Source organism: Afifella aestuarii, assembly GCF_004023665.1.
Lineage (GTDB): Bacteria > Pseudomonadota > Alphaproteobacteria > Rhizobiales > Afifellaceae > Afifella > Afifella aestuarii.
Genome location: NZ_SAUF01000002.1, coordinates 401,087 through 425,941 on the forward strand (window position 1 = coordinate 401,087; position 24,855 = coordinate 425,941).

Consider the following 24,855-nt stretch of genomic DNA (forward strand, 5'->3'; position numbering starts at 1 on the left):
ATCGCCGCGGCCAAAGTCTTCCCCCTCCTGCATTAGAGATAAAGCCGTTTTGCGCAGTGCGTCGGACTATCCGAAGTCACCGTTTTAAGATTTGCTTGGATTTCGGCGTCGTGCCGGTCGAGCAAACGGTTTATTCGTCTCTTCATGCCTCGACCGCTATGCATCGATGACGTGCTCGCACTCAGTTCCTTCGAGGGTTTCTACGGTTCGCAGTTTGCTCTTGATCCTTCCGGCCGCTATCTCGCCTTCTCAGTCCAGACGGGCGCCGCGTCAGCGCCTCGCTTCGGGGTGCCATTTCTCGTCGGCGCTGAGCGTGGAAAACTGCATCTTCTCGACCTCCAGCTGGGCGATGTGCGACTGGTTCCTTCTCCGCAAGGACTGGGACTTTTTTCTCCGGTTTTCTCGCCTGATGGGGCCCGAATCTCTCTTGCCGTGACGGACGGGCGTTTCGTGCGTCCCTGCGTTTTCGATCTCGATACCCAGAGCATCCGCGTTCTGACCGATCGAAATCTCGCTCTACGGGCACACAGACCGCCGACCGGCTGGTTGAACGAACGAGAGATTGGATGTGAACTCTTGCCCGAAGGTCAGACTCCTTTGGGAATCGAGGCCGAATTTCGGGGTGTGAACGCCGCCGTTGCTGCCCTTCAAAGTGCCCAAGCCGGCCAAGATGTTACGGCAAGCGTCCTTTCGGACCGGATGGAAAGCCCGCGGTCAGCGGAGGGGGAGCTGGCGCAGATCAACGCCAGCAGCTCATCGCTCCAATCGTTTCCAGATGCGGAAAAGGCTCCGACTTCGTTGCAGTCATTCGCGCGACGAGAACGTGTCGTATATCCGCCCCCAGTCGACAAAAACGGAGCTCAGATTGTCCTTGCCGATAAACAGTCCGGACAAGAGGTGCTCGTCGAACGTGTGAACGATGCGACACGCGTTCTTATAGGGGGCGGTGCGGCACGGCGGACGGTCTTTGAGACGGATCGGCATCTCAAAGAGGTGTGCCCCGGCAGCATTCACAGCTTCGTCTTCGAGACGAGGAGCGGCCATAGAGCTTTTGCGAATGTCATCCAGCCTCCCGTGCGTCGAGAGGGTGACCCGAATCCTGGGCTCGTTTGGCTTTACCCGGGCGCGGACGTTCCTGAAGGCGGCGGTGAGCAGGATCGTCTCAACAGTTTCCGTTTCATAAACTTGCAGCTTCTTGCCGCGAGAGGCATCACGGTGATCCGGCCGAGTGTGCCTATCGAAAATGAAGCCGCCGACAAGCGCCCGATGGTCGATCAGGTTTGCGATGCAGTCCTCCCCGCGATCGAGGCGGCCGTGCAGAACGGGTATGTGGACCCGGACCAACTCCACGTAGGTGGGCACAGTTTAGGCGGCTGGGCCGCTCTTGCACTTCTGGCGGAAACGGATCGCTTTCGTTCAGGAATTGCTATTTCCGCGGCCTCTAATCTGATCTCTCTGCACGGCGTCTGCGATCCGCGTGATCGATATGCGGAGGAGCCGCACTTCAATAGCGATTTATGCGAAAGGAACTGGCAGCTTCCTGGCCCTCCGTGGCGTCATCTCGAAGCTTATGTTCGTAACAGCCCCCTCTTTTCGGTGGAGCGGATAAAAGCTCCGCTTCTGCTTATTCACGGCGATCTTGATTATTGCCCGATCGAACAATCCGAGACGATGTTTGCCGCGCTGCGCGATCGCAAGCAGAGAGTGGAATTCGTGCGTTACTTCGGTGAAGGGCACGTCCCGTCGAGTCCAGCTAACATTCGCGATCTCATCGAGCGCATGATTCGCTGGCTGAAAATCCATTCCGTGTAGTCACTTGGGCCGTTTGGGCATTACCCAAGTCGGGTTTGACGAAGGAGGAGGCCGACGCCTCCAGCGTCGCTCAGTGCTTCAGCGGTCAGGTGTTTTTATGCAGGGCGAGCAGGAGCGATAAGAAAAGGGCACGATCGTTGCCGATCGTGCCCTTCGAAAAATCTGCGGCCGCGCTCTTTAGGGGGCGAGGCCGCAGGTGGGCGGAGCCTAGTGGCGCGGGGCCTGGAGGTCGAAGCGGTCGGCCTCCATCACCTTCGTCCAGGCGGCGACGAAGTCCTTCACGAACTTCTCCTGGCTGTCGGCGCAGGCGTAGACCTCGGCAAGCGCACGCAGCTGCGAGTGCGAGCCGAACATGAGGTCGACGCGCGTCGCCCGCCATTTGACCTCGCCGGTCTTGCGATCGCGCCCCTCATAGGTGCCGTCGGCGATGGGCTGCCATTGCGTCGCCATGGTGAGGAGGTTGACGAAGAAATCGTTCGTCAACATGCCCGGCCGGTGGGTGAAGACGCCGTGCGGCGCGTTCTGATAGTTCGCGCCGAGGACGCGCATGCCGCCGAGAAGCGCCGTCATTTCCGGGGCGGTGAGCGTCAAAAGCTCCGCCCGGTCGACCATCGCTTCCTCCGGACGCATGAATTGCCGACCGCTCAGATAATTGCGGAAGGCGTCGGCACGCGGCTCGAGAGCTCGGAAGGAATCGACGTCCGTCTCCTCCTGGCTCGCATCCATGCGGCCCGGCGTGAACGGCACGGCGACATCGACGCCGGCATCCTTCGCCGCCTTTTCCACGGCTGCGGTGCCGCCGAGCACGATGAGATCGGCGAGCGAGACCTTCTTGCCGCCGCTCTGGGCGGCGTTGAAGTCCGCCTGGATCTTTTCGAGTGCCTGCAGCGCCTTGGCGAGCTTTTCGGGCTCGTTCGCCTCCCAATCCTTCTGCGGGGCGAGGCGGATGCGTGCGCCATTGGCACCGCCGCGCTTGTCGGAGCCGCGGAAGGTCGAAGCCGACGCCCAGGCCGTGGATACGAGCTCGGAGACCGACAGGCCGGAGGCGAGGAGTTTGGCCTTGAGATCGGCGATGTCCTCAGCATTCACCAGCTCGTGGTCGACCGCGGGGATCGGGTCCTGCCAGAGCAGCGTTTCCTGCGGCACGAGCGGGCCGAGATAGCGGACTTTCGGGCCCATATCGCGGTGGGTGAGCTTGAACCAGGCGCGCGCGAAGGCATCGGCGAACGCGTCGAAATCCTGGTGGAAGCGCCGCGAGATCTTCTCATAGTCCGGGTCGAAGCGGAGCGCGAGATCTGTCGTCAGCATCGTCGGCTTGCGGAAGCGGCTCGGGTCATGCGCATACGGGATTTCCGCCGGCGCATCCTTCGCCACCCATTGATAAGCGCCGGCCGGGCTCTTTTCGAGCTCCCATTCGAAGCCGAAGAGGTTGTCGAAGAAGTAGTTGCTCCACTGCGTCGGCGTCTGCGTCCAGGTGACCTCCGGACCGCCGGTGATGGCGTCGTCGCCGAAGCCCGTGCCGTGACCGCTCTTCCAGCCGAGGCCCTGATCCTCGATCGCCGAGCCTTCCGGGTCCGGGCCGAGAAGCGAGGGATCGCCCGCGCCGTGCGTCTTGCCGAAGGAATGGCCGCCGGCGATGAGCGCGACGGTCTCTTCGTCGTTCATCGCCATGCGGTAGAAGGTTTCGCGGATATCTTTCGCCGCCGCGACGGGGTCGGGCTTGCCGTTCGGACCTTCCGGATTGACGTAGATGAGGCCCATCTGCACGGCCGCGAGCGGCTGTTCGAGCTGGCGCTCGCCGGAATAGCGTTCATCGCCGAGCCAGGTGCCTTCGGGGCCCCAGTAGAGCTCTTCCGGCTCCCAGACATCGGCGCGGCCGCCGGCATAGCCGAACGTCTTGAAGCCCATGGTTTCGAGCGCGACGTTGCCGGCGAGTACCATCAGATCGGCCCAGGAGATCTTGCGGCCGTATTTCTGCTTCACCGGCCAGAGGAGCCGGCGCGCCTTGTCGAGGTTGGCGTTGTCGGGCCAGGAATTCAAAGGCGCGAAGCGCTGCTGGCCGGCGCCGGCGCCGCCGCGCCCGTCGGTGATGCGATACGTGCCGGCCGAGTGCCAGGCCATGCGGATCATCAGGCCGCCGTAATGGCCGAAATCGGCAGGCCACCATTCCTGCGAATCCGTCATGACCTGTTTCAGGTCCGCAATGACGGCGTTGAGGTCGAGGCTCTGAAATTCTTTCGCGTAATCGAAATCCTTGTCCATGGGATCGGACAAGTCTGAGTTGCGGTGCAGCGTCGAGATGTCGAGCTGTTCGGGCCACCACTCGCTGTTGCGGGCACCGCGTTTGCCGCCACCGAACGGGCAGCCGCCGGAACCGTCGTCTACTTTCGCATCCATGAGTGCCTCCTTGGACGTTTCTATCAGGAGCAGAAATTATCTGCCGCCGAGCGATAGGTGAAGCCTTCTTTTTATAATCGCTCTAATAAGAAACGCTGATGACGTGCTCTCGCGGTGCGTGAGCGTCATGGTCGAGGCGGTTTTTTGGGGGAGGACAGCATGCGGCGGGTGGGAGCCGAGCTCACCAAAGGAAACGGCCGCCGCGATGTGCCGCGACGGCCGTCGAAAAGAGATGGGTCAGGCGAGGCCAGGGTGTCGTTGCGCGTCCGCCCCGCGAGGAGCCTGGAAGCGCTTCTCCGCAAGCTCCGGCCTGCGCGCGACGCGCGTTGCCCGAAAAGCCCGTCTAGCGCTGCTTCACCACGATCGGTACCAGCAGGTCGCCCCAGAAGCCGTCTTCGGAATGGTGGCGGGCGGTGCGCTGCAATTCGACCGAAAGGCCGGCATCGACGCAGCCGATTACGGCCTGATTCAGCCGGTGCAGTTCGTTGGCGAGCACGCGGATGGCCGCCTGCTGCGCGTCAGTCATTTCGGACGAAAGCGCTTCGGCGCGCTCCTTCACCGGCGGTTTGGTCAACATCGTCTCCACTTTCTTTGCGCGCCCAGTTCGGTCGCCGGGCTCAATTGCGACCGCGGGAGAGGATCGCTCTCCCGCGGCCTTTAGGTTGCGCGTCTTCTGACCGGAAAATCAACCCGGTCACGCCGCGCGCGTTTGGGCCTTCTCCTCCCCGGAGTGGAACTGAGCGGATTCCGTCGATTCGCCCATGGCCGTGGTCGACGACAGGCCGCCCGTGATCGCCATCGACACGGCGTCGAAATAGCCGGTGCCGACTTCGCGCTGGTGGCGGGTCGCCGTGTAGCCGACGGATTCCGCCGCAAATTCTGCCTGCTGCAGCTCCGAATAGGCCGCCATCTGGCGATCCTTGTAGCCGCGGGCGAGCTCGAACATGCCGAAGTTCAGCTGGTGGAAGCCGGCGAGCGTGATGAACTGGAATTTGTAGCCCATCGCACCGAGCTCGCGCTGGAACTTGGCGATGGTCTCTTTGTCGAGATTCTTCTCCCAGTTGAACGAGGGCGAGCAATTGTAGGCCAGCATCTTATCCGGATGCGCCTTGCGCACGCCTTCGGCGAAGCGCTTCGCCTGTTCGAGGTCGGGCTTCGACGTCTCGCACCAGATGAGGTCGCAGTAAGGGGCGTAAGCGATGGCGCGCGCGATGCAGGGCTCGAGCCCGTTCTGCACCCGGTAGAAGCCTTCCGCCGTGCGGCCGGCGTCGTAATCGACGAAGGGCCGGTCGCGCTCGTCGATGTCGGAGGTGAGAAGCTTCGCCGCTTCCGCATCCGTGCGGGCGATGACGAGGCTCGGCACGCCGCAGACATCGGCCGCAAGACGCGCCGCCGTCAGGTTGCGGATATGGGCCGCCGTCGGGATCAGGACCTTGCCGCCGAGATGGCCGCACTTCTTTTCAGACGCGAGCTGATCCTCGAAATGCACGCCAGCCGCGCCGGCCTCGATATAGGCCTTCATGATCTCGAAGGCGTTGAGCGGGCCGCCGAAGCCGGCTTCCGCGTCGGCGACGATCGGGGCGTACCAGGTGTCGACCGAATGCTTGCCTTCGGACGTCTCGATCTGGTCGGCGCGCTGGAAGGTCCGGTTGATCTTGCGGGCGAGCTCCGGGCCGGAATTGGCCGGGTAGAGCGACTGGTCGGGATACATGGCGCCGGCGACATTGGCGTCGGCCGCGACCTGCCAGCCGGAAAGGTAGATGGCTTTCAGGCCTGCACGCACCATCTGCATGGCCTGGTTGCCGGAGAGCGCGCCGAGAGCATTGACGAAGTCGTCTTCATGGAGAAGCTTCCACAACCGGTTGGCGCAGTGCTCGGCCACCGAATACTCGATCTTCAGAGATCCGCGCAGCCGCTTCACATCCTCTGCGGTATAGGGCCGCTCGATCCCCTCGTAGCGATCGGCCGGAGCGTTCGGAAGAAGGCTCTGAAAATCGGTCATGTCAATCTCCTTACTAGACTTCTTGTGTCTGTTCCCGTCTTTGTGAGGCTCATTTACAATGCGGCGCACAAAATGCCAGGGCGAAAAGCCGGAAAATCGCGTGAAACGGGTGAACTTGTAAGTCTTGCACGCGCGTTTTTGTCGAAGTTGTAAGGAATTTACAAAGTCTCGCGGCGGCCGTAAATTGACAGCCGTTGCAACGACGCGATGGGGGAGGCGATCGTGGCGGAACGCAAGATATTCGCAGGTCCGCGCATCAGGCGCGTCAGAAACGGCCTCGGCCTGACCCAGGCCGACATGGCCGAAGCCCTCGGCATCTCTTCGAGCTACCTGAATCTCATCGAGCGCAACCAGCGGCCTCTGACCGTGCAGGTGCTGTTGAAGCTGCAGGCGGCGTTCAAGATCAGCGCGAGCGAGCTCAAGCTCGACGAGGAGGGGGTCGATCTCGACGCTCTCAAGGCGGTGTTCGCCGATCCGCTTCTGGCCGCGGAAGTGCCGAGCCCGTCGGAGCTGGAAGAGGTGGCGGAGGCGGCGCCCAACGTGGTGCGCGGCATCTCGCGTCTCTACGAAGCCTATATGGAAGGGGCCGGGCGGCTTTCGGAACTGTCGCAGCTTCTGGCCGAAGGCGGCGAGATCCGCACCGAGATGGGCGCGCGGCTGCCCTTCGACCGGGTCGCGACCTGGTTCGAGGAGGCGGGGCCGTGGTTTCCCGAACTCGAGGAGACCGCAGCAGCGCTGGCGGAGGAGCTGACCCCGCGCGACGATCCCTTCGCCGCCTTGAAGGCGCATCTGCGCGAGCGCCACGGCATCGATCTCAGGATCCTGCCCGCCCATGCGCTGCCGGACGAGCGCGCCCGCTTCGATCGCCATTCGATGCGCTTCTTCATCGCCGAATCCGTGCCGCTCGTCGATCGCGCCTGGCTCGTTGCGCTGCAGGTCGCCTATTCCGGCCATACGCCGCTTTTGAACAAGCTCGCCGCCCAGGCCGCGCCGAAGGATACCGAATCGCAGCGTCTCCTGCGGGCGGGCTTCGCGCGTCGTCTTGCCGACGCGATCCTGATCCCGGCCCCGCGCCTTGCCGCGGCGGCGCGCGAATTCCGCTTCGATCTCGCCGGGCTCAGCCAGCGCTTCCAGACCCGCAATGCCCGCATCATGGCGCGCCTTGCAGCCCTTGCCGGCAATCCGGAGGGCGACGTCGACGAGGCCGCCCTCGTCGTGCTCGACGGCGCCGGCACCGTGATCACGCGCATCCGAGGCGCGGGTTTTCCCTTTGCCCGTTTCGGAGCCGCTTGCGGGCGCCTGCCGATTTTCGACCGGCGGACGGAAAGCGGCGTGCTCGCCGCTCGCCTGTCCTTTCCCGACGGGGCGACCTTCTTCGCGCTCGCCATGCGGGAATCCGAAGCGCTTGCCGACAAGACGCTGCCGCCGCCTTTGCGGGCGACGCTTCTCGTCTTCCCCGAGCGTTTCGCCGAGGCGACCGTCTATGATTTCGTTCGCTCCGCCCCGGCCCGGCCCGTCGGCGTGACCTGCCGGCTGTGCGAACGGGAAGGCTGCGCCCATCGCGCCCAGCCGCCGGCGACCCGGCCAGCGAGCTTGCACGATTACCGCATCGGCAAATCCGACCGGGAGATCCCTTGAGAGGAAAATCCCGACGCACCTGCGACTTTCGTTACCCTGAAACGCGGCGTTTTTGGCCTCGCGGCGATTGAAGCTTGCCGCGGCTTGCCCCTATGTTGCCAGGGAATGGCCGCTATGCGTGCAGTGAAAGCCCACCAACAGGGGAGGTGCTCTTGTTCAGAGCTCTTTGTCTCGTCTCCACCCTGGCGATCGTCGCTGCCTCCGGCAGTCCGGCCTTGGCCCAGGACGAGGAGAAAGTCGTCAACGTCTACAATTGGTCGGACTATATCGACGAATCCATCCTTGAAGATTTCACCAAGGAAACCGGCATCAAGGTCGTCTACGACGTCTACGATTCCAACGAGATCCTGGAAACCAAACTGCTCTCCGGCGGCACGGGCTACGATGTGGTCCTGCCGTCCGCCTCGCCGTTTCTCGCCCGCGAGATCCAGGCCGGCGCCATGCAGAAGCTCGACAAGTCGAAGCTCCCCAATCTCAGCCATGTCTGGGACACGATTGCCGAGCGGGTATCGAAATACGATCCCGACAACGAATACTCGGTCAATTACATGTGGGGCACGACCGGCATCGGCTACAATGTCGATATGATCAACGAGCGCATGCCCGATGCGCCGGTCAATTCCTGGGATATGGTCTTCGACCCTGACGTCATCTCGAAGTTTCAGGATTGCGGCGTCTACATGCTCGACGCGCCGACAGAGATGATCCCGGCCGCCCTCAACTATCTCGGTCTCGATCCGAATTCGACGAAGCCGGACGACATCGACAAGGCGGAAGAGTTGTTGAAGTCCGTGCGCCCTTACATTCAGAAGTTCCACTCCTCCGCCTATATCGATTCTCTCGCCAACGGCGACATCTGCATGGCCGTCGGCTGGTCGGGCGATGTCTTTCAGGCGATCGATGCGGAGGCCGAAGGGATCAACGTCAAATACGTGATCCCGAAGGAGGGCGCGCAGATGTGGTTCGACCAGATGTCGATCCCGGCCGACGCGCCGCATCCCGACAACGCTCATGCCTTCATCAATTACATCCTGCGTCCCGATGTCATCGCCAAGGCATCGAACTATGTCTTCTATGCCAACGGCAACAAGGATTCGCAGCAATATCTCGATGAAGAGATCATCGGCGATCCGGCGATCTATCCGCCGAAGGACGTGATGGACAAGCTCTACACGGTCGACCCGTACAATCCGAAGGCGCAGCGGCTCATCACGCGCGCCTGGACGAGCGTCAAGACCGGGCAGTAAGAGGCCGCAAAATGGCCGGGCAGGCATCCTGCCCGGTCTTCAACGAGGGAAGGGTTACGTATGGCCAAAATGCTCGGGCCCGTGAGGCGCGCTTTTCAGCCGTGGAACGATCCGAGTCAGCCGCCCTTCATCGAATTCAGGAACGTCACCAAACGCTTCGGCGATTTCACCGCCGTCGACAACCAGTCGATCACCGTCTACGAGCGCGAATTCTATGCCCTGCTCGGGCCATCCGGTTGCGGCAAGACCACCTTGTTGCGGATGCTGGCCGGCTTCGAGGAGCCGAGCGAGGGCGAGATTTTTCTGGATGGCCGGCCGTTGACGGGCGTGCCGCCGCACAAGCGGCCCGTCAACATGATGTTCCAGTCCTACGCGCTCTTCCCGCATATGAACGTTGCCGACAACATCGCCTTCGGCTTGAAGCAGGAGGGGATGGCGAAGGCCGATATGGCGGTGCGCGTCGACGAGATGCTGCGCCTCGTCAAATTGCAGGATTTCGCCCGCCGCAAGCCGGCGCAATTGTCCGGCGGCCAGCAGCAGCGCGTGGCGCTCGCCCGCGCGCTCGCCAAACGTCCGAAAGTGCTGCTTCTCGACGAGCCGCTCGGCGCGCTCGACAAGAAGCTGCGCGAGGAGACGCAGTTCGAGCTGACCGACCTGCAGGAGAGCCTGGGCCTCACCTTTCTCATCGTCACGCATGACCAGGAAGAGGCGATGACCATGGCCGACCGCATCGCCGTCATGGATCATGGCCGCGTCATCCAGGTGGCGACGCCGGCCGTCATCTACGAGGCGCCGGCCTCGCGCTACATCGCCGATTTCGTCGGCGACGTGAACATTTTCGAAGGCCGCATCGCGCATCTGGAAAATGGTGGCCTGACCATGACGACGGCGGCCGGCTTTACGGTCGAAGTGGCGGAGATGCCGCAAGGCGTGGCCCGCCCGCAGGCCGGCGAGACGATCTGGTTCGCCATCCGCCCCGAAAAGATGGTGATCAGCCACGAGCGGCCGCCAAACGCCACCACCAATCTCATCGAAGGCGAAGTCTGGGATATCGGTTATCTCGGCGATGTCTCGATCTACAACATCAAGCTCGATTCCGGCGACGTGGTGCGCGCGACGCGGCTCAACGCCTCGCGCGAAGTGGAGCGTCCGCTCACTTGGGAGGACCGGGTCTTCCTTTCCTGGCGGCCGGACGCCGGCACCGTTCTGGTGCGATAGGGGGGCGGCATGCACGCTTTGCGCAGCTTTTTCGCCCGCCGCATCGTCATCGCCATTCCGTATCTGTGGCTCGCCGTCTTCTTTCTGGCGCCGTTTCTGATCGTCCTGAAGATCTCGTTTTCAGCGACCGCGATCGCCATGCCGCCCTATACGCCGGTCTTCGACGGGCTGGCGACGCTTTGGGAGAGGGCGAAGGATCTCTCCTTCGACAATTACGTCTGGCTGACGGAGGATGCGCTTTACATCAAAGCCTATCTCTCCTCGGTCAAGATCGCGCTCATTTCGACGGCGATCACGCTCCTTATCGGCTATCCTCTGGCGCTTGCCATGGCGCGTGCGCCGGACCGCATCCGCCCGCTCCTCTTGATGGCGATCATCCTGCCGTTTTGGACCTCGTTTCTGATCCGCGTCTATGCCTGGATCGGCATCCTGAAGCCCGAGGGTCTGTTGAACCAGCTGCTTCTGTCGCTCGGCGTCATCGACCAGCCCCTCACCATCATCAACACGGATTGGGCCGTCTATATCGGCATCGTCTATTCCTATCTGCCCTTCATGGTGCTGCCGCTCTACGCCACCTTGGAGAAGATGGATTACCGGCTGATCGAGGCCGCGAACGATCTCGGCGCGACGCCGCTCGGGGCTTTTTGGAAGATCACCGTGCCTTTGTCGGTGCCGGGCATTCTGGCGGGTTCGCTCCTCGTCTTCATTCCGGCAGTCGGCGAATTCGTCATCCCGGATCTTCTCGGCGGCTCCGACACGTTGATGATCGGGCGCACGCTCTGGGTCGAGTTCTTCTACAATCGCGACTGGCCGGTCGCGAGCGCGGTTGCGATCGTGCTCCTGCTGCTCCTCGTCGTGCCGATCGTCATTTTCCAGAAGATGCAGCAGAGGGCGTCGAGCTGATGCGCCGCTTCACATCCTTCAATCTGGTCGCGCTCGTCTTCGGCCTCGCCTTCCTCTATCTGCCGATCCTCATTCTGATCATCTATTCGTTCAATGCCTCGCGCATCGTCACCGTCTGGGGCGGGTTTTCGACGCGCTGGTATGTCGAGCTCATGCACAATCAGAGCATTCTCGATGCGGCATGGGTAACGTTGCGTGTGGGGCTTTTGTCCGCGACGCTCGCCACCTTCCTCGGCACGCTTGCAGGACTCGCGCTCGTGCGCGGGGGTCGTTTTTGGGGGCGCACGCTCTTCTCCGGCATGGTCTTCGCGCCTCTCGTCATGCCGGAGGTGATCACCGGCCTGTCGCTCCTGCTTCTCTTCGTGGCGGTCAATTTCGACCGCGGCTTCTGGACGGTGACGATCGCGCATATCACCTTCTCGATGTGCTTCGTCGCCGTCGTCGTGCAGTCGCGGCTTCTCTCCTTCGACCGCTCCTTGGAAGAGGCGGCGCTCGATCTCGGGGCGACGCCGGTGAAGACCTTCTTTGCCGTCACGCTGCCCTTGATTGCGCCTGCCGTCGTCGCCGGCTGGATGCTCGCCTTCTCGCTCTCGCTCGACGATCTCGTCATTGCGAGTTTCACGACCGGCCCGGGCGCCACCACCTTGCCGATGAAGATCTACAGCCAGGTCCGCCGCGGCGTGACGCCCGAGATCAACGCGGTGTGCACCATCCTCGTGGCGCTGGTGACGCTGGGCGTACTGACGGCCTCGATCCTCGGCAAGGCCCGCGCCCCGGCGCGGGCTCCATAGACGCCGACGCCATCGGGCAGTGCGGGCCTCAGTTCGAGGCGGGCGCGCTCGAGGTCAGCTCCGGGCTTGCCAGCGTGCCGATGATGTCGACCGGGATCGCCGGCTGATCCGTCTTCGGCGTGAGCGTTCCGGACAGGTCGAGGCGACGGTCATGAAGACCGATCTCGCCGGCAAGCGAGGCGGTGTAGCGCGACGTCTCCACCAGGCCGTCGGTGAGTTCACACTGCCCGTCGGCAAAGGTGAGGCCCGCCTTGAGCTGCGTGAAGGGCGTGCTTGCGGTTGCCTTGAGGAGCGGCTGTGCCCCGCCTTCAGGCGCTTTGGCTGCAGCTTCGAGGTCGAGATACGGCAGGCGGCCGTTCTTGGCGTCGACAGTGAGGCGCCCGGTCGCGGTCTGCAGCATGGCGCCGACATCTTCTCCGGAGCCGGTCAATTCGACCATGATATCGGCCGTCCCCTCGATCGGCGCGGTGCCGAGCATGGAGGTGAGGCCCGCGGTCTTGAGCTCGTGGGCGCGCAAAGCGGTCTGCAGACGCGGCAGGCCGTCATCCACATCGAGGGTGATGTTGCCGCTGAGGCGCCCCCCAGAAAGCTCCGCCTCGCCGATCGTCAGAAGGGCGTGGCCGTTCTGGACGAGAAGCGATGCCCCGACCTGATGCAGGCGGGCCGCATCGACCCGGACTTCGCCGGCCGAGACGCGAAGATCGGCCTTGAAATCGTCGAGCCAGCCGGTGGTGAGGCGCGTCTTGAGGATCGCCGGCGCCTCGCCGTCGTCGACGCTGAAGAGATGATGCAGGACCGGCGTCGTATCGAAGGAGGGGAAGGCGAGCGTCCCGGACATGGACGGCGTGCCGGTGAAATCGAGCCGCAGGGCGCCCTTGCCCGAAACGCCGTTCAGATTGAGGGTGGCATCGGAAAACGTCGCCATATTGCCGGCGATGTCGGCGTCGCTATCGAGGCGAATGGTCTGAAAGGGCGAGGCTTCGGCATAACGGTTGCTGAACCAGGAGAGCACTGTGGGTGCGTCTTCGAGGTTGAGGGCGAGCCTGCCGAGGAGATGCGGATCGCGCGGGTCGCGCACGGTCCCGCTGAAGGAGGCGTTGAGGCTTTTCGCCTGCACATCGAGATTGAGCGTCGTTTCGCCGGCCCGGATGAAGCGGTAGGGCTGCTGGGCGGAGGCGGTGATGCGCATCTCTTCGCCATGCCGCACGAAGCGGCCGGAAACTTCGATCGGTTTCCTGACGCTGTCCCATTGCAGATTGAGGTTGACCTTGGAGAAGACCTCGCGGCGTCCGCTTAGTTCGTCGCTGTAGACGATACGCCCGTTCTCGATGACGAAGGAACCGAGGCGCACATCGCCGGCAAAGGCCAGTTGCAGCGCGGCGGCACTCGTGTCGAAATCCCAGCTCTCCGCCCCGTCGGCGGCACGGCGCAACGAAATGACGGGAGCGACGATGGTGAAATCCTCGATCTCGACCTCGCCGATGAGAAGCGGCAGGAGGCGCACCGAGGCTTTGAGGAAGGCCATCTGGACGAAAGGCGTGTCGTCGCCCGGAGGTCCGGCGATCTCCACATCCTTGAGCTTGACGCTGAGGCGCGGCAGGAGCGTGATGACGGCTTCGCCCTCGAGCGAGACTTCCCGCCCGGTCCAGGCCGATATCTGCTCGGCGACCCGACGCTTGACGTCTTCGGGCGAGACGAGTTGGCTAGCGAGGAATGCCAGCCCGCCCACGAGAACGACCAGGAGGCCGAGGGCGATAAGCAGCCGCCGCATCATGGGGACCTATCTCCGTTGTCATCGCGATAGGGGCTTTGCCGCCCGAAGGCAAGGCGCTTGGGGTTTTCTGCACGCCTTCCTTTAAGAGGCAAGAGCGCCCCTACAGAACACGAGCCGAGGAAACGCTGATGAACGATACGCCTTTGTGGAAACCCGATCCGGCCAAGGCCGAGGCGACGCCCATGGCGCGCTTCCGCAAAACCGCTGCCGAGGCGGCGGCGGGCGAAGAACTCGGTGACTATCACGCTTTGCACGCCTGGTCGGTGCGTGATCCTGCCGCTTTCTGGAACGCGATCTGGGATCATTGCGGCGTCATCGGCGAAAAGGGCGAACGGATCCTGGAAAGCGCCGAGGCGATGCCGGGGGCGGCCTTCTTCCCGGATGCGCGGCTGAATTTCGCCGAGAACCTCTTAAAGCGGAAAGGCGCCGAGGATGCCCTCGTCTTCCGCGGCGAAGACAAGGTGAGGCGGCGGCTCTCCTGGGACGATCTTCGCGGCCTCGTCTCGCGCCTGCAGCAGGCAATGCGCGACGCCGGCATCGGCAAGGGCGACCCGGTGGCGGCGATGATGCCAAACATGCCGGAAACGATCGCCGCCATGCTGGCGGCAAGCTCGCTCGGAGCGATCTGGTCGTCCTGCTCGCCGGATTTCGGCGAGGGTGGCGTTCTCGACCGCTTCGGGCAGATCGAGCCGAAGCTCCTCATCGTCTGCGACGGCTATTGGTACAACGGCAAGAAGATCGAGGTGGCCGACAAGCTCGCCAAGATCGCCGAGAAACTTCCAACGGCCGCAAAGGTCGTGATCGTGCCCTATCTCGATCAGGCCGAGGAGGTGGCGAAACGTGTGCCGCGGGGCGTCGCGCTCGGTGATTTCATCGCCTCTTTCGAGGCGCAGGAGCCGACCTTCGAGCGCCTGCCCTTCAACCACCCCCTCTATGTGCTCTTTTCCTCCGGCACGACGGGCATTCCGAAATGCATCGTCCACGGGGCGGGCGGCACGCTTTTGCAGCATCTGAAGGAGCATCGGCTGCATTGCTCGATCACACCGGGCGAGAAGCTTTTTTACTTCACCACCTGCGGCTGGATGATGTGGAACTGGCTCGTCTCGGGGCTCGCCTGCGATGCGACGCTCCTCCTCTACGACGGCTCTCCCTTCTATCCCGACGGCAACGCGCTCTTTGATTATGCCGCCGAAGAGAAGATGGCGATCTTCGGCACGTCGGCGAAATTCATCGATGCTGTGCGCAAGGCGGGGCTTAAGCCTGCAACCTCGCACGATCTGTCGGCCCTGCGCATGATGACCTCGACCGGCTCGCCGCTCGCGCCGGAGAATTTCGATTTCGTCTACGAGGCGATCAAAAAGGATATGCATCTCGCCTCGATTTCCGGCGGCACCGACATCGTCTCCTGCTTCGTCCTCGGCATTCCGACCGAGCCCGTCTGGCGCGGCGAGATCCAGGGACCGGGTCTCGGCATGGCGGTCGATGTGTGGGACGAGGACGGCCAGCCCGTGAAGGGAGCCAAGGGCGAACTCGTCTGCACGAAACCCTTTCCGTCGATGCCGGTGATGTTCTGGAACGATCCCGACGGGATCAAATACCAGTCCGCCTATTTCGACCGCTTTCCGGGCGTGTGGTGCCATGGCGACTTTGCCGAATGGACCGAGCATGGCGGCATCGTCATCCATGGCCGCTCCGACGCGACGCTCAATCCGGGCGGCGTCCGGATCGGCACGGCGGAGATCTACAATCAGGTCGAAAAGCTGCCGGAGATCCTGGAGGCGCTCGCCATCGGTCAGACCTATGACGACGATGTGCGCATCGTTCTCTTCGTCAGGCTGGCGGAGGGCGTCGAACTCGATGCGGAGATGACGAAGCGCATCAAGCAGCAGATCCGCGACGGGGCCTCGCCCCGCCATGTTCCGCAGAAGATCGTCCAGGTCGCCGACATTCCGCGCACGAAATCGGGAAAGATCACCGAACTTGCCGTGCGCGACATCGTTCACGGCCGCGACGTGAAGAATCTCGAGGCGCTCGCCAATCCCGAAGCGCTCGATCTCTTCCGCGATATCGAGGAACTTCGAAAGTAGGAGCGTTCGAAAGTTCGGAAATTGGCGAACGTCAGAAGACGCGGCGCAATTCGGCGTTCGCCTTTATCATGTACATCAACGTCTCGCCTTCGGTGCGTACCGCGCGCAGATCGGCCGTTGCCAGTTTGACTGTCTTGAAGCGGGCGTACTGCACCTTGGTGGCCGACAGCGCGGTCGCATAGGCAAGCTCGAACAGGCTCTTGCCCTTGTTGGGGCCGCTGTCGACGACCTTGCTTCCTTCCGTCGAACTCGGGCTGTCCTTGTTGAGCTGGCTGTGGCTCGGTGCATTCGGTCCGCACAGTTTCGGCGAGCCGAGCGCCCATGTGCCGCTGACGATATCTGCGGGCAAGGTCGCAAGCGTCTGGTCCCAGACAGGGATCGGCGCGTCGTCCACATGCAGTTCGACCCAGTTCGAATGCGCGTAGAAGTCCTGTGTCGTATGAAGGAGCGCGCCGAAAGCGGCGAGCGCGGGATCCCCGTACTTGTCGCCGACCGTGTCGATGAGGTTCCATTCATCGGCGATATGCTGGATCCCGCCTGGGAAATCGCAATTGTCGAAATGCACGCAGCTTTGGGTCTGCAGCAGGTCTTGCGCCATATTGGCGAGAACCACGTAGCCGAGCTGTTGCTGATCGAGGACGCCGTCATTGGCCTCTTGGGTCAGTTCTGCATGATAGTTGATATCGAACTTTACGGACATGGGCTTGGCCTTTCCCGGGGGGCCTGGAAGATTGCTCAGGAGAAAAACGGGCCGCCGCAATGCGGATCCTTGGCGTAGTAGCTGCCGGTGGCGTTGAACGAATCCACGAAACACGAGGTGCGGCAGGCATAGAGCTTGGAGCAGCGCGCGCATTCCGGATCGATCAGAGCGGGTGCCACCGTGCGCTCACGCAGCGCTGCGAACGCGTCCCCGTTCCAGATCGCTTTCAGTCCGGCCTCGAAGACGTTGCCGTAGGTGAAGTCCTTCACGCCATGCATCTTGTCGCAGACGGAGACATCGCCGGTCGGAAAGATCGACATGCCCATATTGATACCGCCACAGGGATACCAGTCGTCTTCACTCCATTTGCGGCTGGTGTCTTTGGGGGGATGAACGCGGCATAGAGCGGCATAATCGTCGCGCTTCTTCGCCACCTTCTGGCGCACCTGCGCGAGCTCTTCGTCCGTGACGTTCGTCTCTGAATTGGCGCCGGAATGGATGGCGCCGGTCTCCATGTAGGAGATGCCGATCTCCGCAACGCCGAGCGTGACGAGAAGGTCGATCATCGTCTCGACGCCGTGTTGTGTCCTGGGTGTGAGCACGCTCTTCACGACGACCTTGATGCCGGCGTCGGTCAGATAGTGGATGGCGTTGAGCACGCGCTGGAATTGACCGCGGGAGCGCGTCACCGCGTCGTGAAGCTCTGCCGTGGGCGCGTCGAAGGAAATCGTGATCTCCTCCATCCCCGCTTTGGCGAGACGTTGCGCGATCCTCTGATCCGAGCCGATCACCGTGCCGTTGCTGGTGATCGTCGGAATCATGCCGCGGCTGAGGCCGCGCTCGATGACCTCCAGCCAGCCCTTGAAGAGCGTGGGTTCGCCGCCCGTGAGGCCCAGGAACACGACACCCCAATCCGCCGCCTCGTCGACCACCTCCAGACACTTCGTCAGGTCCCAGCGCGGGTCTCCCTTTTGCTGGAGGTCCTGGTAGCAATAGGTGCAGTCAAAATTGCATTTGAAGGTCAGCGTGATGTTGATGCCTGCGGGCACCGGCCATTGCCCATGCATGGCGCTCGCGATGACCGCGTCGTTTCCGGGATAGAGAAAGCTCTTCGGTTCGAAGCGCGGTTTGACGTGCAGATCAGGCCCCGGCTCTCTGACCGGCACATGATCTTCCGTCAGGAACATCCGGTTCTGCTCGATGAGCCGGAGCACCTGCGATCGCGCGTTCGCCGGAGAAAGCCCGAAGGTCTCTCCATACAGAAAGGCGATCTCGGTGGACGTCATCTGGCCGTGGCAGAGCGACAGAAAAAACGCGTGTGAGGGATGGATCATCCGGATGAGCGAAGGATGATAGCCATGTGCCAGCGCGTAGCCTTGCATCGGCTTCAGCCGCACATTGTCCTTCAGGACAGGAACGGAGTGCTTCGCTTCAACGCCCATTGTGGCCTCCTCCCGGCGTGCGAATTGGGCCCGTCTTCGCCGCACGGAAGGCGGCGTGGCGGAGAAGATCCGGCGTCCGGGGAACGGACGCCGGACGCTTCATGTCAAAGCGGTTGCACCTGAATGCAGGTGGAAAGGACGTTCCAGCAGCCGGGATCGCAGCCGACGGCTTCCTTTCCAGTCTCCAGGTTCTTGGCGCGGGCCTCCGCCCGGTCCGCTTCCTCGCGCAACTGCTTGGCGAGGCCACGCAAATAGTCAGGCTGATGCAGATGTCCGGCTTCAGTTGCCATAATGACTTCCTCCTCGTGTGCGTGACGCAACGCGAGAATAACGTTCTAAATCAGAAGCAGAGTCAAGTAGAAATACTCAATAGTAAATATCTTAAAAAAATAGAGCTGCGCGCTAATTCGAAATTAACGTACAATAATTCAATATTTACATTTTTATACAAAGCGAGCGCAGGGGGCGGAGATGTTGAGCGGCGCCGGTTTCAGTCGCGTGGATGTGTGGCCGCTAATTGGACAGCGGGGTCAGGAGAACAGTTTGCCGGCAGGCGCTCGTGCGAGGCCTTGCGCGCTAAAGGGCCGGCGTGAAGATGCTTGCCGTGATCACGAGGGCGACGGCGGCGAGGCCTGTGGCGGCGATCATCAGGGCACCGTCGCAGACGAGGAGCGCGAGCCCGATGAGCGCGATGGCGCCCATCGGCGCGCTGCTCGCAAACGGGATGAGTTCCAGGGGCGGCACGGTCAGCGTCATCACGATGCAGATGAAGGCCGCGACCCGCACGAAGGGGCCGCTGGCGTAGCGGGTGAGCCGGCCGTGGAACAAGCGGTCGAGGCGGCGCGCGAAGGCGCGCATGGATTGTGTCGCCTCGCCCAGTTTCCTGGCGGAGACGCTTTGGCGCGAGACGAATTCCGGGATCCAGAAATGGTCGCGGCCGAACAGCATCTGGCCTGCGAAGAGCGCAACGATGGCGGCGAGGAAGGTGGGGACGCCCGGTATCCCGCCGATCGGCGAAAGCTCGATCAAGGCGGGGACCAGGAGGAAGGGGCCGTAGCTGCGGTGGCCGAACGTGTCCATCATCTGTCCAATGGAGACACGCTCGTGCTGGCGTGCCGTTTCGGCGAGGCGATCGACGACCTCGGTGGTGTTGCGGGGACTGGATTCCATGAACGCCGAACGGCGGAGGAGAGGGTGGGTTCCACGCCGCGCCTGACCACGCCGGCCTGCCGGCGCTGCGCCTCGAAGCCCGGCTCCGGCGAACTTCAAAGGGGTTAACGGAATTTCCGCTATCTCCAGCCGGAGCCTCCCGAATTCGCGATGGCAGCTATCGCGTAAGGTACGTTGTGCAGTGCGGCGAGCGGGCGTAGGGCAGCGGCAAGAATAGAAGGGTCAAAGCAGGAGTGATCCGATGCGCACATCCCCCTCAACCCCCCAACCCCATCTCGCTGGAGCGCACTGGCACGACGCGCTCGCACGTCAGGGCCGTTCGTTCGCTCAGATGATGTCGACCTTTGCCACCGCCTGCGATCTCGCGGCCGAAGCGGAAGCGACCGGGCACGCCCCGGCCGACGCGTTCGAGCGTCTGTGCGGCAACAAGAAAATGGCCGCGCGCCACTGACCGCCTTTCAGCGCTGACTGGCCTCGCAATATGCCGGTTCCGGGTTGTCGGGGCCGGCATATTGCATTCAGAAGATGAGGATTTCCGGGCTTTTGCCCGCCGAGTGCCGATTTCCTTCCCTCTATCCCGCCCTCGCCCTTGAGCATGACGGGCGCTCGCCCAATAACGGTCGAGACGAAAAATAAGGAAGGGTAGGATATGGGCGGTTACGTCCTCGCCATCGATCAGGGCACGACATCGACACGAGCGATCGTCTTCGACGATCGCGCCCACGTCATGGGCGTCGGGCAGCTGGAATTCCAGCAGCATTTCCCGCGTTCCGGCTGGGTGGAGCACAATCCGGAAGACCTGTGGCGGACCACGGTGGAGACCGTGCGCCGCGCCTTGGCCGAAGCCCGGCTTTCCGCGCCGGATCTCGCCGGCATCGGCATCACCAATCAGCGCGAGACCACGCTCGTCTGGGATCGCAAGACAGGCAAGCCGGTCCACAACGCCATCGTCTGGCAGGATCGCCGGACGGCGCGGCTTTGCGAGCGCCTCATCAAAGAGGGGCATGCCGAGCCGGTCGCCGAGAAGACCGGTCTTCTGATCGACAGCTATTTCGCCGGCACCAAGGTCAACTGGATTCTCGACAATGTCGAAGGTGCGAGGGCGCGCGCGGAGGCGGGCGATCTTCTCTTCGGCACGGTCGACACCTGGCTCATCTGGAAGCTGACGGGCGGGCGCGTCCACGCGACCGACGCGACCAATGCGGCGCGGACGCTGATGTTCGACATTCGCCGCAACGAATGGGACGACGAGCTTCTCGCCATGCTCGGCGTGCCGCGCTCCATGCTGCCGGAGGTGAAGGACAGCGCCGCGGAATTCGGCGAGACGGATCCTGCGATCTTCGGCACGGCGATCCCGATCCGCGGCGTTGCCGGCGACCAGCACGCCGCCACCCTCGGCCAGGCCTGTTTCACGCCCGGCATGGTGAAGTCGACCTACGGGACCGGCTGCTTCGCCGTCCTCAATACGGGTGACGAATTCGTCCGCTCCAAGAACAAGCTTCTGACCACGATCGCCTACCGCCTCGACGGGCGCACCACCTACGCGATCGAGGGCTCGATCTTCGTCGCCGGTGCCTCCGTGCAGTGGCTGCGCGACGGGCTCAAAATGATCGACCGCGCCGAAGAATCGGGTGAGCTCGCGGGCCGCGCCGATGACGGCCAGGACGTCTATCTCGTGCCGGCCTTCACCGGGCTTGGAGCTCCCTGGTGGGATTCCGATGCGCGCGGCGCCCTGTTCGGCCTGACGCGTTCGACGGGCCCGGCGGAACTTGCCCGTGCGGCGCTCGAATCGGTGTGTTTCCAGACGGCCGATCTCGTGTCCGCGATGCAGGGCGACTGGCAGGGCGCCGACAATCCGGTTCTGCGCGTCGATGGCGGCATGGTGGCGAGCGACTGGACGATGCAGCGTCTCGCCGATCTTCTCGATGCGCCGGTCGACCGCCCGGTGGTTCTGGAGACGACCGCTCTTGGCGCGGCATGGCTCGCAGGCCGGCAGGCCGGCGTGTGGCCGCAGGAAGAGGAGTTCGCCAAGGCCTGGCGCCCGGAACGCCGCTTCACGCCGCAGATTTCCGAGGACGTGCGGACCGCAAAGCTTGCCGGCTGGCGCGATGCCGTGCGCCGCACGCTGACCCGGCAGGACTGACGCCTCGATCTCTGCCAAATGATCTCTGACGAAGACGGCCGCCGCGCGACAGCGTGGCGGCCGGTCTCGTTGTGGGCGCGGCGAAGGGGCGCGGCATTCGGGCTTTACAGACCTCATCACAATCATATTCTTGAAAGTGAATGTGATGATTTGCGGAGAACCCTGATGCGCAAGATCCTTGCCCTCGCGAGCCTCGTCCTGGTTTTCGCTACGCCCGCCGTGGCGCAGGAAAAGCCGTCGCTCGTGACCGTCGTGACATCGCCCGAGCCGCAGACGCAGCTGATGGCGATGGTGCTCACCATGCAATCCGTGCAGCAGGGGGCGAAGGCGCGGGTGCTTCTGTGCGGGCCGGCGGCCGATATCGCCCTCACGAATGCGCCGGCGAGCGCGATGGCGTTGCAGAAGCCGAAAGGCATGAGCCCGAAGGGGCTGATGCAGACGATCCTGCAAAAGACGGACACGGCCGTCGACGTCTGCGCCCTCTATCTGCCCAACAAGGGGCGGAACGAGGATGCGCTGATCGAGGGCGTCGGCGTCGCTGAGCCGCCGCAGATGGCGGAGCATCTCCTGGCGGAGAACACGCGCATTCTGAGTTTTTGAGGCACCCTCCGGCGCATCGTGGCGTCCCGGTGCGTCATTCGGGGTCCATCTGCAACTGGGGAGGCCACAACCGAGAGCATGCCCCGCCGTTGACCGGAAAACCCGCCGCTTGTAGGCGTGTCGCTTAGCATTTGGAGGACGGTTGCCGACACATCGCCCCCCTGCCTGATCGTGACCATCGCATGAGGGGATCTTTGGATCGACATCGTCTCTCCGTCCTGGGGCTCGGATATGTCGGGCTCCCGGTCGCCGCAGCTTTTGCGCGCGCGGGCTATGAGGTTGTCGCCTTCGACATCGATGCGGCCCGCGTGGAGGAATTGCGCGCCGGGCGCGATCGCAATGCCGAGGTGACGCCGCAGGATCTCGCCTGTCCAAGGCTTCACATCACGTCTGACGCGCAAGAGCTCGCCCGGGCCGATATTCACATCGTCACGGTGCCGACGCCGATCACGCCCGCCCGAAGGCCGGATCTCCGGCCGCTTCAGAGCGCCTCGGTGACCGTGGGGCGCGTGCTGAAGGCGGGCGACATCGTCGTGTACGAATCGACCGTCTATCCGGGTGCGACCGAAGACGTCTGCGTGCCGATCCTCGAAGCCGAGAGCGGCTTGAGGTTCGGGGAGGATTTTGCCGTCGGCTATTCGCCGGAGCGCATCAATCCCGGAGACGACCGCCATCGTTTCGAGACCATTGCGAAGGTGGTTTCAGGCTCCGATGATAAGACGCTCGACCGTCTGGCCGAGCTTTACGGCTCGGTGCTTGAGGCGGAGGTGCATCGCGCGCCCTCGATCCGCGTGGCGGAGGCCGCGAAAGTGATCGAGAACACGCAGCGCGACCTCAACATCGCGCTGATGAACGAGCTTGCCCTCATCTTCGATCGTCTCGGCCTGCGCACCGCCGACGTGCTGGCGGCTGCGCGCACCAAGTGGAACTTCGTCGATTTCACGCCGGGCCTCGTCGGCGGTCACTGCATCGGCGTCGATCCCTATTATCTGACGGCCAAGGCCGAGGAGATGGGCCACCATCCGGAGGTCATTCTGGCCGGGCGCCGCACCAATGACGGGATGGGCGCCTTCATCGCGCGCAAGGCCGTCAAGTTGATGATCGGGCAGGGGTCGCGCGTGAAGGGCAGCCGCGTCGGCGTTTTCGGGCTCACCTTCAAGGAAAACGTGTCCGATCTCCGCAACAGCCGCGTGCCCGACATCGTCGAGGAGCTGCGCGACTATGGCATCACGCCGCTCGTGCACGATCCGCTCGCGGAGAAGAGCGCAGCCTTTCGTGCCTATGGGATCGAGCTCAAAGAGATCGAGGCGATCGACGATCTCGATGCAGCCATCATGGCCGTTCCGCATGCGGCCTATCTCGCCGATGCGGGGCGAGATCTTTTCAAGCGCGTCAGAGATGGCGGCGTGGTTGTGGATGTGAAGTCGCGCTTTTCGGAGTGCCCCCCGCACCTCCATTACTGGAGCCTCTGACCGGTTCGGTGGCGTAGGCGCGGCGCTCCCAGTCGCTGTCGCGAAGCCGGTCGTAATCGTCGTCGAGCCGCACGACGTCGTCTTCGGCGAGATAGGCGCCCGATTGCACCTCGATGAGCTCGAGCGGGATCTTTCCGGGGTTTTCGAGGCGGTGCACGGCACCAATCGGGATGAACGTCGATTCGTTCTCGTAGAGGAGCTTTTCGGTGTCCCCGATCGTGACGAGCGCCGTGCCGCGAACCACAATCCAGTGCTCGGCGCGGTGAAAATGCCGTTGCAAAGAGAGCCGGCCGCCGGGCTTCACCTCGATGCGCTTGACCTGGAAACGCTCACCGCGATCGATCGCCTGATAGCTTCCCCAGGGGCGATAGACATAGGCCGGCTCTTCGATCTGCGGCCGACTGCTTTCCTTGAGCATGGCAACGAGAGGTTTGAGCGCCTCGGCTTTCGATCGATCTGTGACGAGGGTCGCATCCCGTGTCTGAACGACCGCGAGACCCGAAAGGCCGACGATGGCGACGAGGCTGTCGCCGAGGACGTAATTGTCCTGCGCCTCGACGAAGAGCGCCTCGCCCCGCGCCGCATTGCCGTCCCCGTCCTTTTCGGTGAGCGACCAGAGCGCCTCCCAGGAGCCGATATCGCGCCAGCCCATGGAGACGGGAAGAACGCGTATGGTCTTCGTTTTCTCCAAGACGGCGACATCGATGGAGGCGGGCGTCGTGCGGGCGAAACTCGTTTCCTCGAGCCGCAGGAAGCCGAATTCGCATCTCGCGCCGGCCACGGCTTCGGCGGCGGCTGTGACCGTCTCGGGATCGAAGCGGGCGTATTCGGCAAGGAGCTGATCGGCGCGAAAGACGAGGTTGCCGGAGTTCCAGAGATAGCCGGCAGCGACATAATCCTGCGCCGCCGCAGCGTCGGGTTTTTCGATGAAGGCGGCGACGGCACGTATGGCCGACGTCTCACCGGCGCCATCGGGCCGGATATAGCCATAGCCGGTGGCGGCATGGTCGGGACGCACGCCGAAGGTCACGATATGGCCGTGCTGCGCGCTGGCGACGGCCTCCTGCGCGGCCGCCTGGAAGCTTGCCACATCCTCCACCATGTGGTCGGCGGCGAGCATCATGACGACCGCCTGGGGGTCTTGCCCGGCGATGAAATGGGCTCCGGCCGCGACCGCCGGCCCGGAATCCCGGCCTTCAGGTTCGAGGAGAATGGTGGCGGTCAAGCCGAGTGCCGCCAATTGCTCTGCCACCATGTGGCGATAGCGGGCGGCCGTGACGATCACGGGCGGCGCGAAAATATCCGGCGCGCTGACGCGATGGATCGTTTCTTGGAAGGTCGAGCGTTTGCCCAGGAAGTTGATGAATTGCTTTGGCGCGGATACGCGCGAGGCCGGCCAAAGGCGCGTGCCTGATCCTCCGCACAAAATGAGCGGAACGATTGCCCCCATCGGTTCATC

Annotated in this window: 20 protein-coding genes; 11 read left to right on the forward strand and 9 right to left on the reverse strand. The window is 63.3% G+C overall.

Annotated features, from left to right (window positions below; translation table 11 throughout):
• The first annotated feature begins 171 nt into the window (after positions 1–171).
• On the forward strand, positions 172–1,812 hold the full coding sequence (locus tag EO094_RS10320) for a S9 family peptidase (RefSeq protein WP_164879623.1): 1,641 nt from the start codon (positions 172–174) through the stop codon (positions 1,810–1,812).
• A 207-nt stretch (positions 1,813–2,019) separates the two neighbouring features.
• Here the strand turns inward: EO094_RS10320 and katG are convergent, their stop codons facing one another.
• From katG to aceA, 3 genes are all read right to left on the reverse strand, one after another.
• Positions 2,020–4,209, reverse strand: a complete 2,190-nt coding sequence (gene katG / locus EO094_RS10325) for a catalase/peroxidase HPI (RefSeq protein ID WP_128292220.1) — start codon at positions 4,207–4,209, stop codon at positions 2,020–2,022.
• A gap of 343 nt (positions 4,210–4,552) precedes the next feature.
• Positions 4,553–4,786: an SMc00767 family acetate metabolism repressor gene (locus EO094_RS10330; protein ID WP_092809024.1), complete on the reverse strand. Its 234-nt coding sequence runs from the start codon at positions 4,784–4,786 to the stop codon at positions 4,553–4,555.
• Positions 4,787–4,903: 117 nt separating this feature from the next.
• Positions 4,904–6,211: an isocitrate lyase gene (aceA, locus tag EO094_RS10335; protein ID WP_128292221.1), complete on the reverse strand. Its 1,308-nt coding sequence runs from the start codon at positions 6,209–6,211 to the stop codon at positions 4,904–4,906.
• A 222-nt stretch (positions 6,212–6,433) separates the two neighbouring features.
• Between aceA and EO094_RS10340 the strand changes: the two genes are divergently transcribed.
• The 5 genes from EO094_RS10340 (at position 6,434) to EO094_RS10360 (ending at position 12,008) form a co-directional block, all read left to right on the forward strand.
• Positions 6,434–7,849: a short-chain fatty acyl-CoA regulator family protein gene (locus EO094_RS10340; RefSeq protein ID WP_164879624.1), complete on the forward strand. Its 1,416-nt coding sequence runs from the start codon at positions 6,434–6,436 to the stop codon at positions 7,847–7,849.
• A gap of 152 nt (positions 7,850–8,001) precedes the next feature.
• Positions 8,002–9,096, forward strand: coding sequence for a polyamine ABC transporter substrate-binding protein (locus tag EO094_RS10345; RefSeq protein WP_246008463.1), 1,095 nt, complete (start codon positions 8,002–8,004; stop codon positions 9,094–9,096).
• Positions 9,097–9,156: 60 nt separating this feature from the next.
• Complete coding sequence (locus tag EO094_RS10350; RefSeq protein WP_128292224.1) at positions 9,157–10,314, forward strand: ABC transporter ATP-binding protein; 1,158 nt, start codon at positions 9,157–9,159, stop codon at positions 10,312–10,314.
• Between the two features lie 9 nt (positions 10,315–10,323).
• A complete protein-coding gene (locus EO094_RS10355) occupies positions 10,324–11,217 on the forward strand; it encodes an ABC transporter permease subunit (protein WP_128292225.1) in 894 nt (297 codons plus the stop codon).
• Positions 11,217–12,008, forward strand: coding sequence for an ABC transporter permease (locus tag EO094_RS10360; RefSeq protein WP_128292226.1), 792 nt, complete (start codon positions 11,217–11,219; stop codon positions 12,006–12,008). Before EO094_RS10355 ends, EO094_RS10360 begins: the two co-directional genes overlap by 1 nt.
• Positions 12,009–12,036: 28 nt before the next feature.
• On the opposite strand, the gene EO094_RS10365 is transcribed toward EO094_RS10360, so the two are convergent.
• The gene (locus EO094_RS10365) at positions 12,037–13,782 is read right to left on the reverse strand and encodes an AsmA family protein (RefSeq protein WP_128292227.1); all 1,746 of its coding nucleotides are present in this window, start codon (positions 13,780–13,782) and stop codon (positions 12,037–12,039) included.
• A 128-nt stretch (positions 13,783–13,910) separates the two neighbouring features.
• On the opposite strand from EO094_RS10365, the gene EO094_RS10370 reads away from it, so the two are divergent.
• A complete protein-coding gene (locus EO094_RS10370; protein WP_425455870.1) occupies positions 13,911–15,869 on the forward strand; it encodes an acetoacetate--CoA ligase in 1,959 nt (652 codons plus the stop codon).
• 31 nt (positions 15,870–15,900) lie between these two features.
• Here EO094_RS10370 and EO094_RS10375 read toward each other — a convergent pair whose 3' ends face one another.
• From EO094_RS10375 to EO094_RS10390, 4 genes are all read right to left on the reverse strand, one after another.
• Positions 15,901–16,569, reverse strand: a complete 669-nt coding sequence (locus EO094_RS10375; protein ID WP_128292228.1) for a hypothetical protein — start codon at positions 16,567–16,569, stop codon at positions 15,901–15,903.
• Between the two features lie 35 nt (positions 16,570–16,604).
• Positions 16,605–18,011: a radical SAM/SPASM domain-containing protein gene (locus tag EO094_RS10380; RefSeq protein WP_128292229.1), complete on the reverse strand. Its 1,407-nt coding sequence runs from the start codon at positions 18,009–18,011 to the stop codon at positions 16,605–16,607.
• A 104-nt stretch (positions 18,012–18,115) separates the two neighbouring features.
• The gene (locus tag EO094_RS10385; protein WP_092809035.1) at positions 18,116–18,301 is read right to left on the reverse strand and encodes a hypothetical protein; all 186 of its coding nucleotides are present in this window, start codon (positions 18,299–18,301) and stop codon (positions 18,116–18,118) included.
• Between the two features lie 286 nt (positions 18,302–18,587).
• The gene (locus EO094_RS10390) at positions 18,588–19,181 is read right to left on the reverse strand and encodes an exopolysaccharide biosynthesis protein (RefSeq protein ID WP_128292230.1); all 594 of its coding nucleotides are present in this window, start codon (positions 19,179–19,181) and stop codon (positions 18,588–18,590) included.
• Positions 19,182–19,422: 241 nt separating this feature from the next.
• Between EO094_RS10390 and EO094_RS10395 the strand changes: the two genes are divergently transcribed.
• From EO094_RS10395 to EO094_RS10410, 4 genes are all read left to right on the forward strand, one after another.
• Positions 19,423–19,632, forward strand: a complete 210-nt coding sequence (locus EO094_RS10395) for a hypothetical protein (RefSeq protein WP_128292231.1) — start codon at positions 19,423–19,425, stop codon at positions 19,630–19,632.
• A 198-nt stretch (positions 19,633–19,830) separates the two neighbouring features.
• Positions 19,831–21,324: a glycerol kinase GlpK gene (gene glpK, locus EO094_RS10400; protein WP_128292232.1), complete on the forward strand. Its 1,494-nt coding sequence runs from the start codon at positions 19,831–19,833 to the stop codon at positions 21,322–21,324.
• A 165-nt stretch (positions 21,325–21,489) separates the two neighbouring features.
• Complete coding sequence (locus EO094_RS10405) at positions 21,490–21,924, forward strand: DsrE family protein (RefSeq protein WP_128292233.1); 435 nt, start codon at positions 21,490–21,492, stop codon at positions 21,922–21,924.
• Between the two features lie 182 nt (positions 21,925–22,106).
• Positions 22,107–23,396 (forward strand): nucleotide sugar dehydrogenase, encoded by a 1,290-nt coding sequence (locus EO094_RS10410; protein ID WP_128292234.1) that lies wholly within the window; start codon positions 22,107–22,109, stop codon positions 23,394–23,396.
• Here the strand turns inward: EO094_RS10410 and EO094_RS10415 are convergent.
• A complete protein-coding gene (locus EO094_RS10415) occupies positions 23,317–24,846 on the reverse strand; it encodes a mannose-1-phosphate guanylyltransferase/mannose-6-phosphate isomerase (protein WP_128292235.1) in 1,530 nt (509 codons plus the stop codon). The genes EO094_RS10410 and EO094_RS10415 overlap by 80 nt on opposite strands.
• Positions 24,847–24,855: the final 9 nt, after the last annotated feature.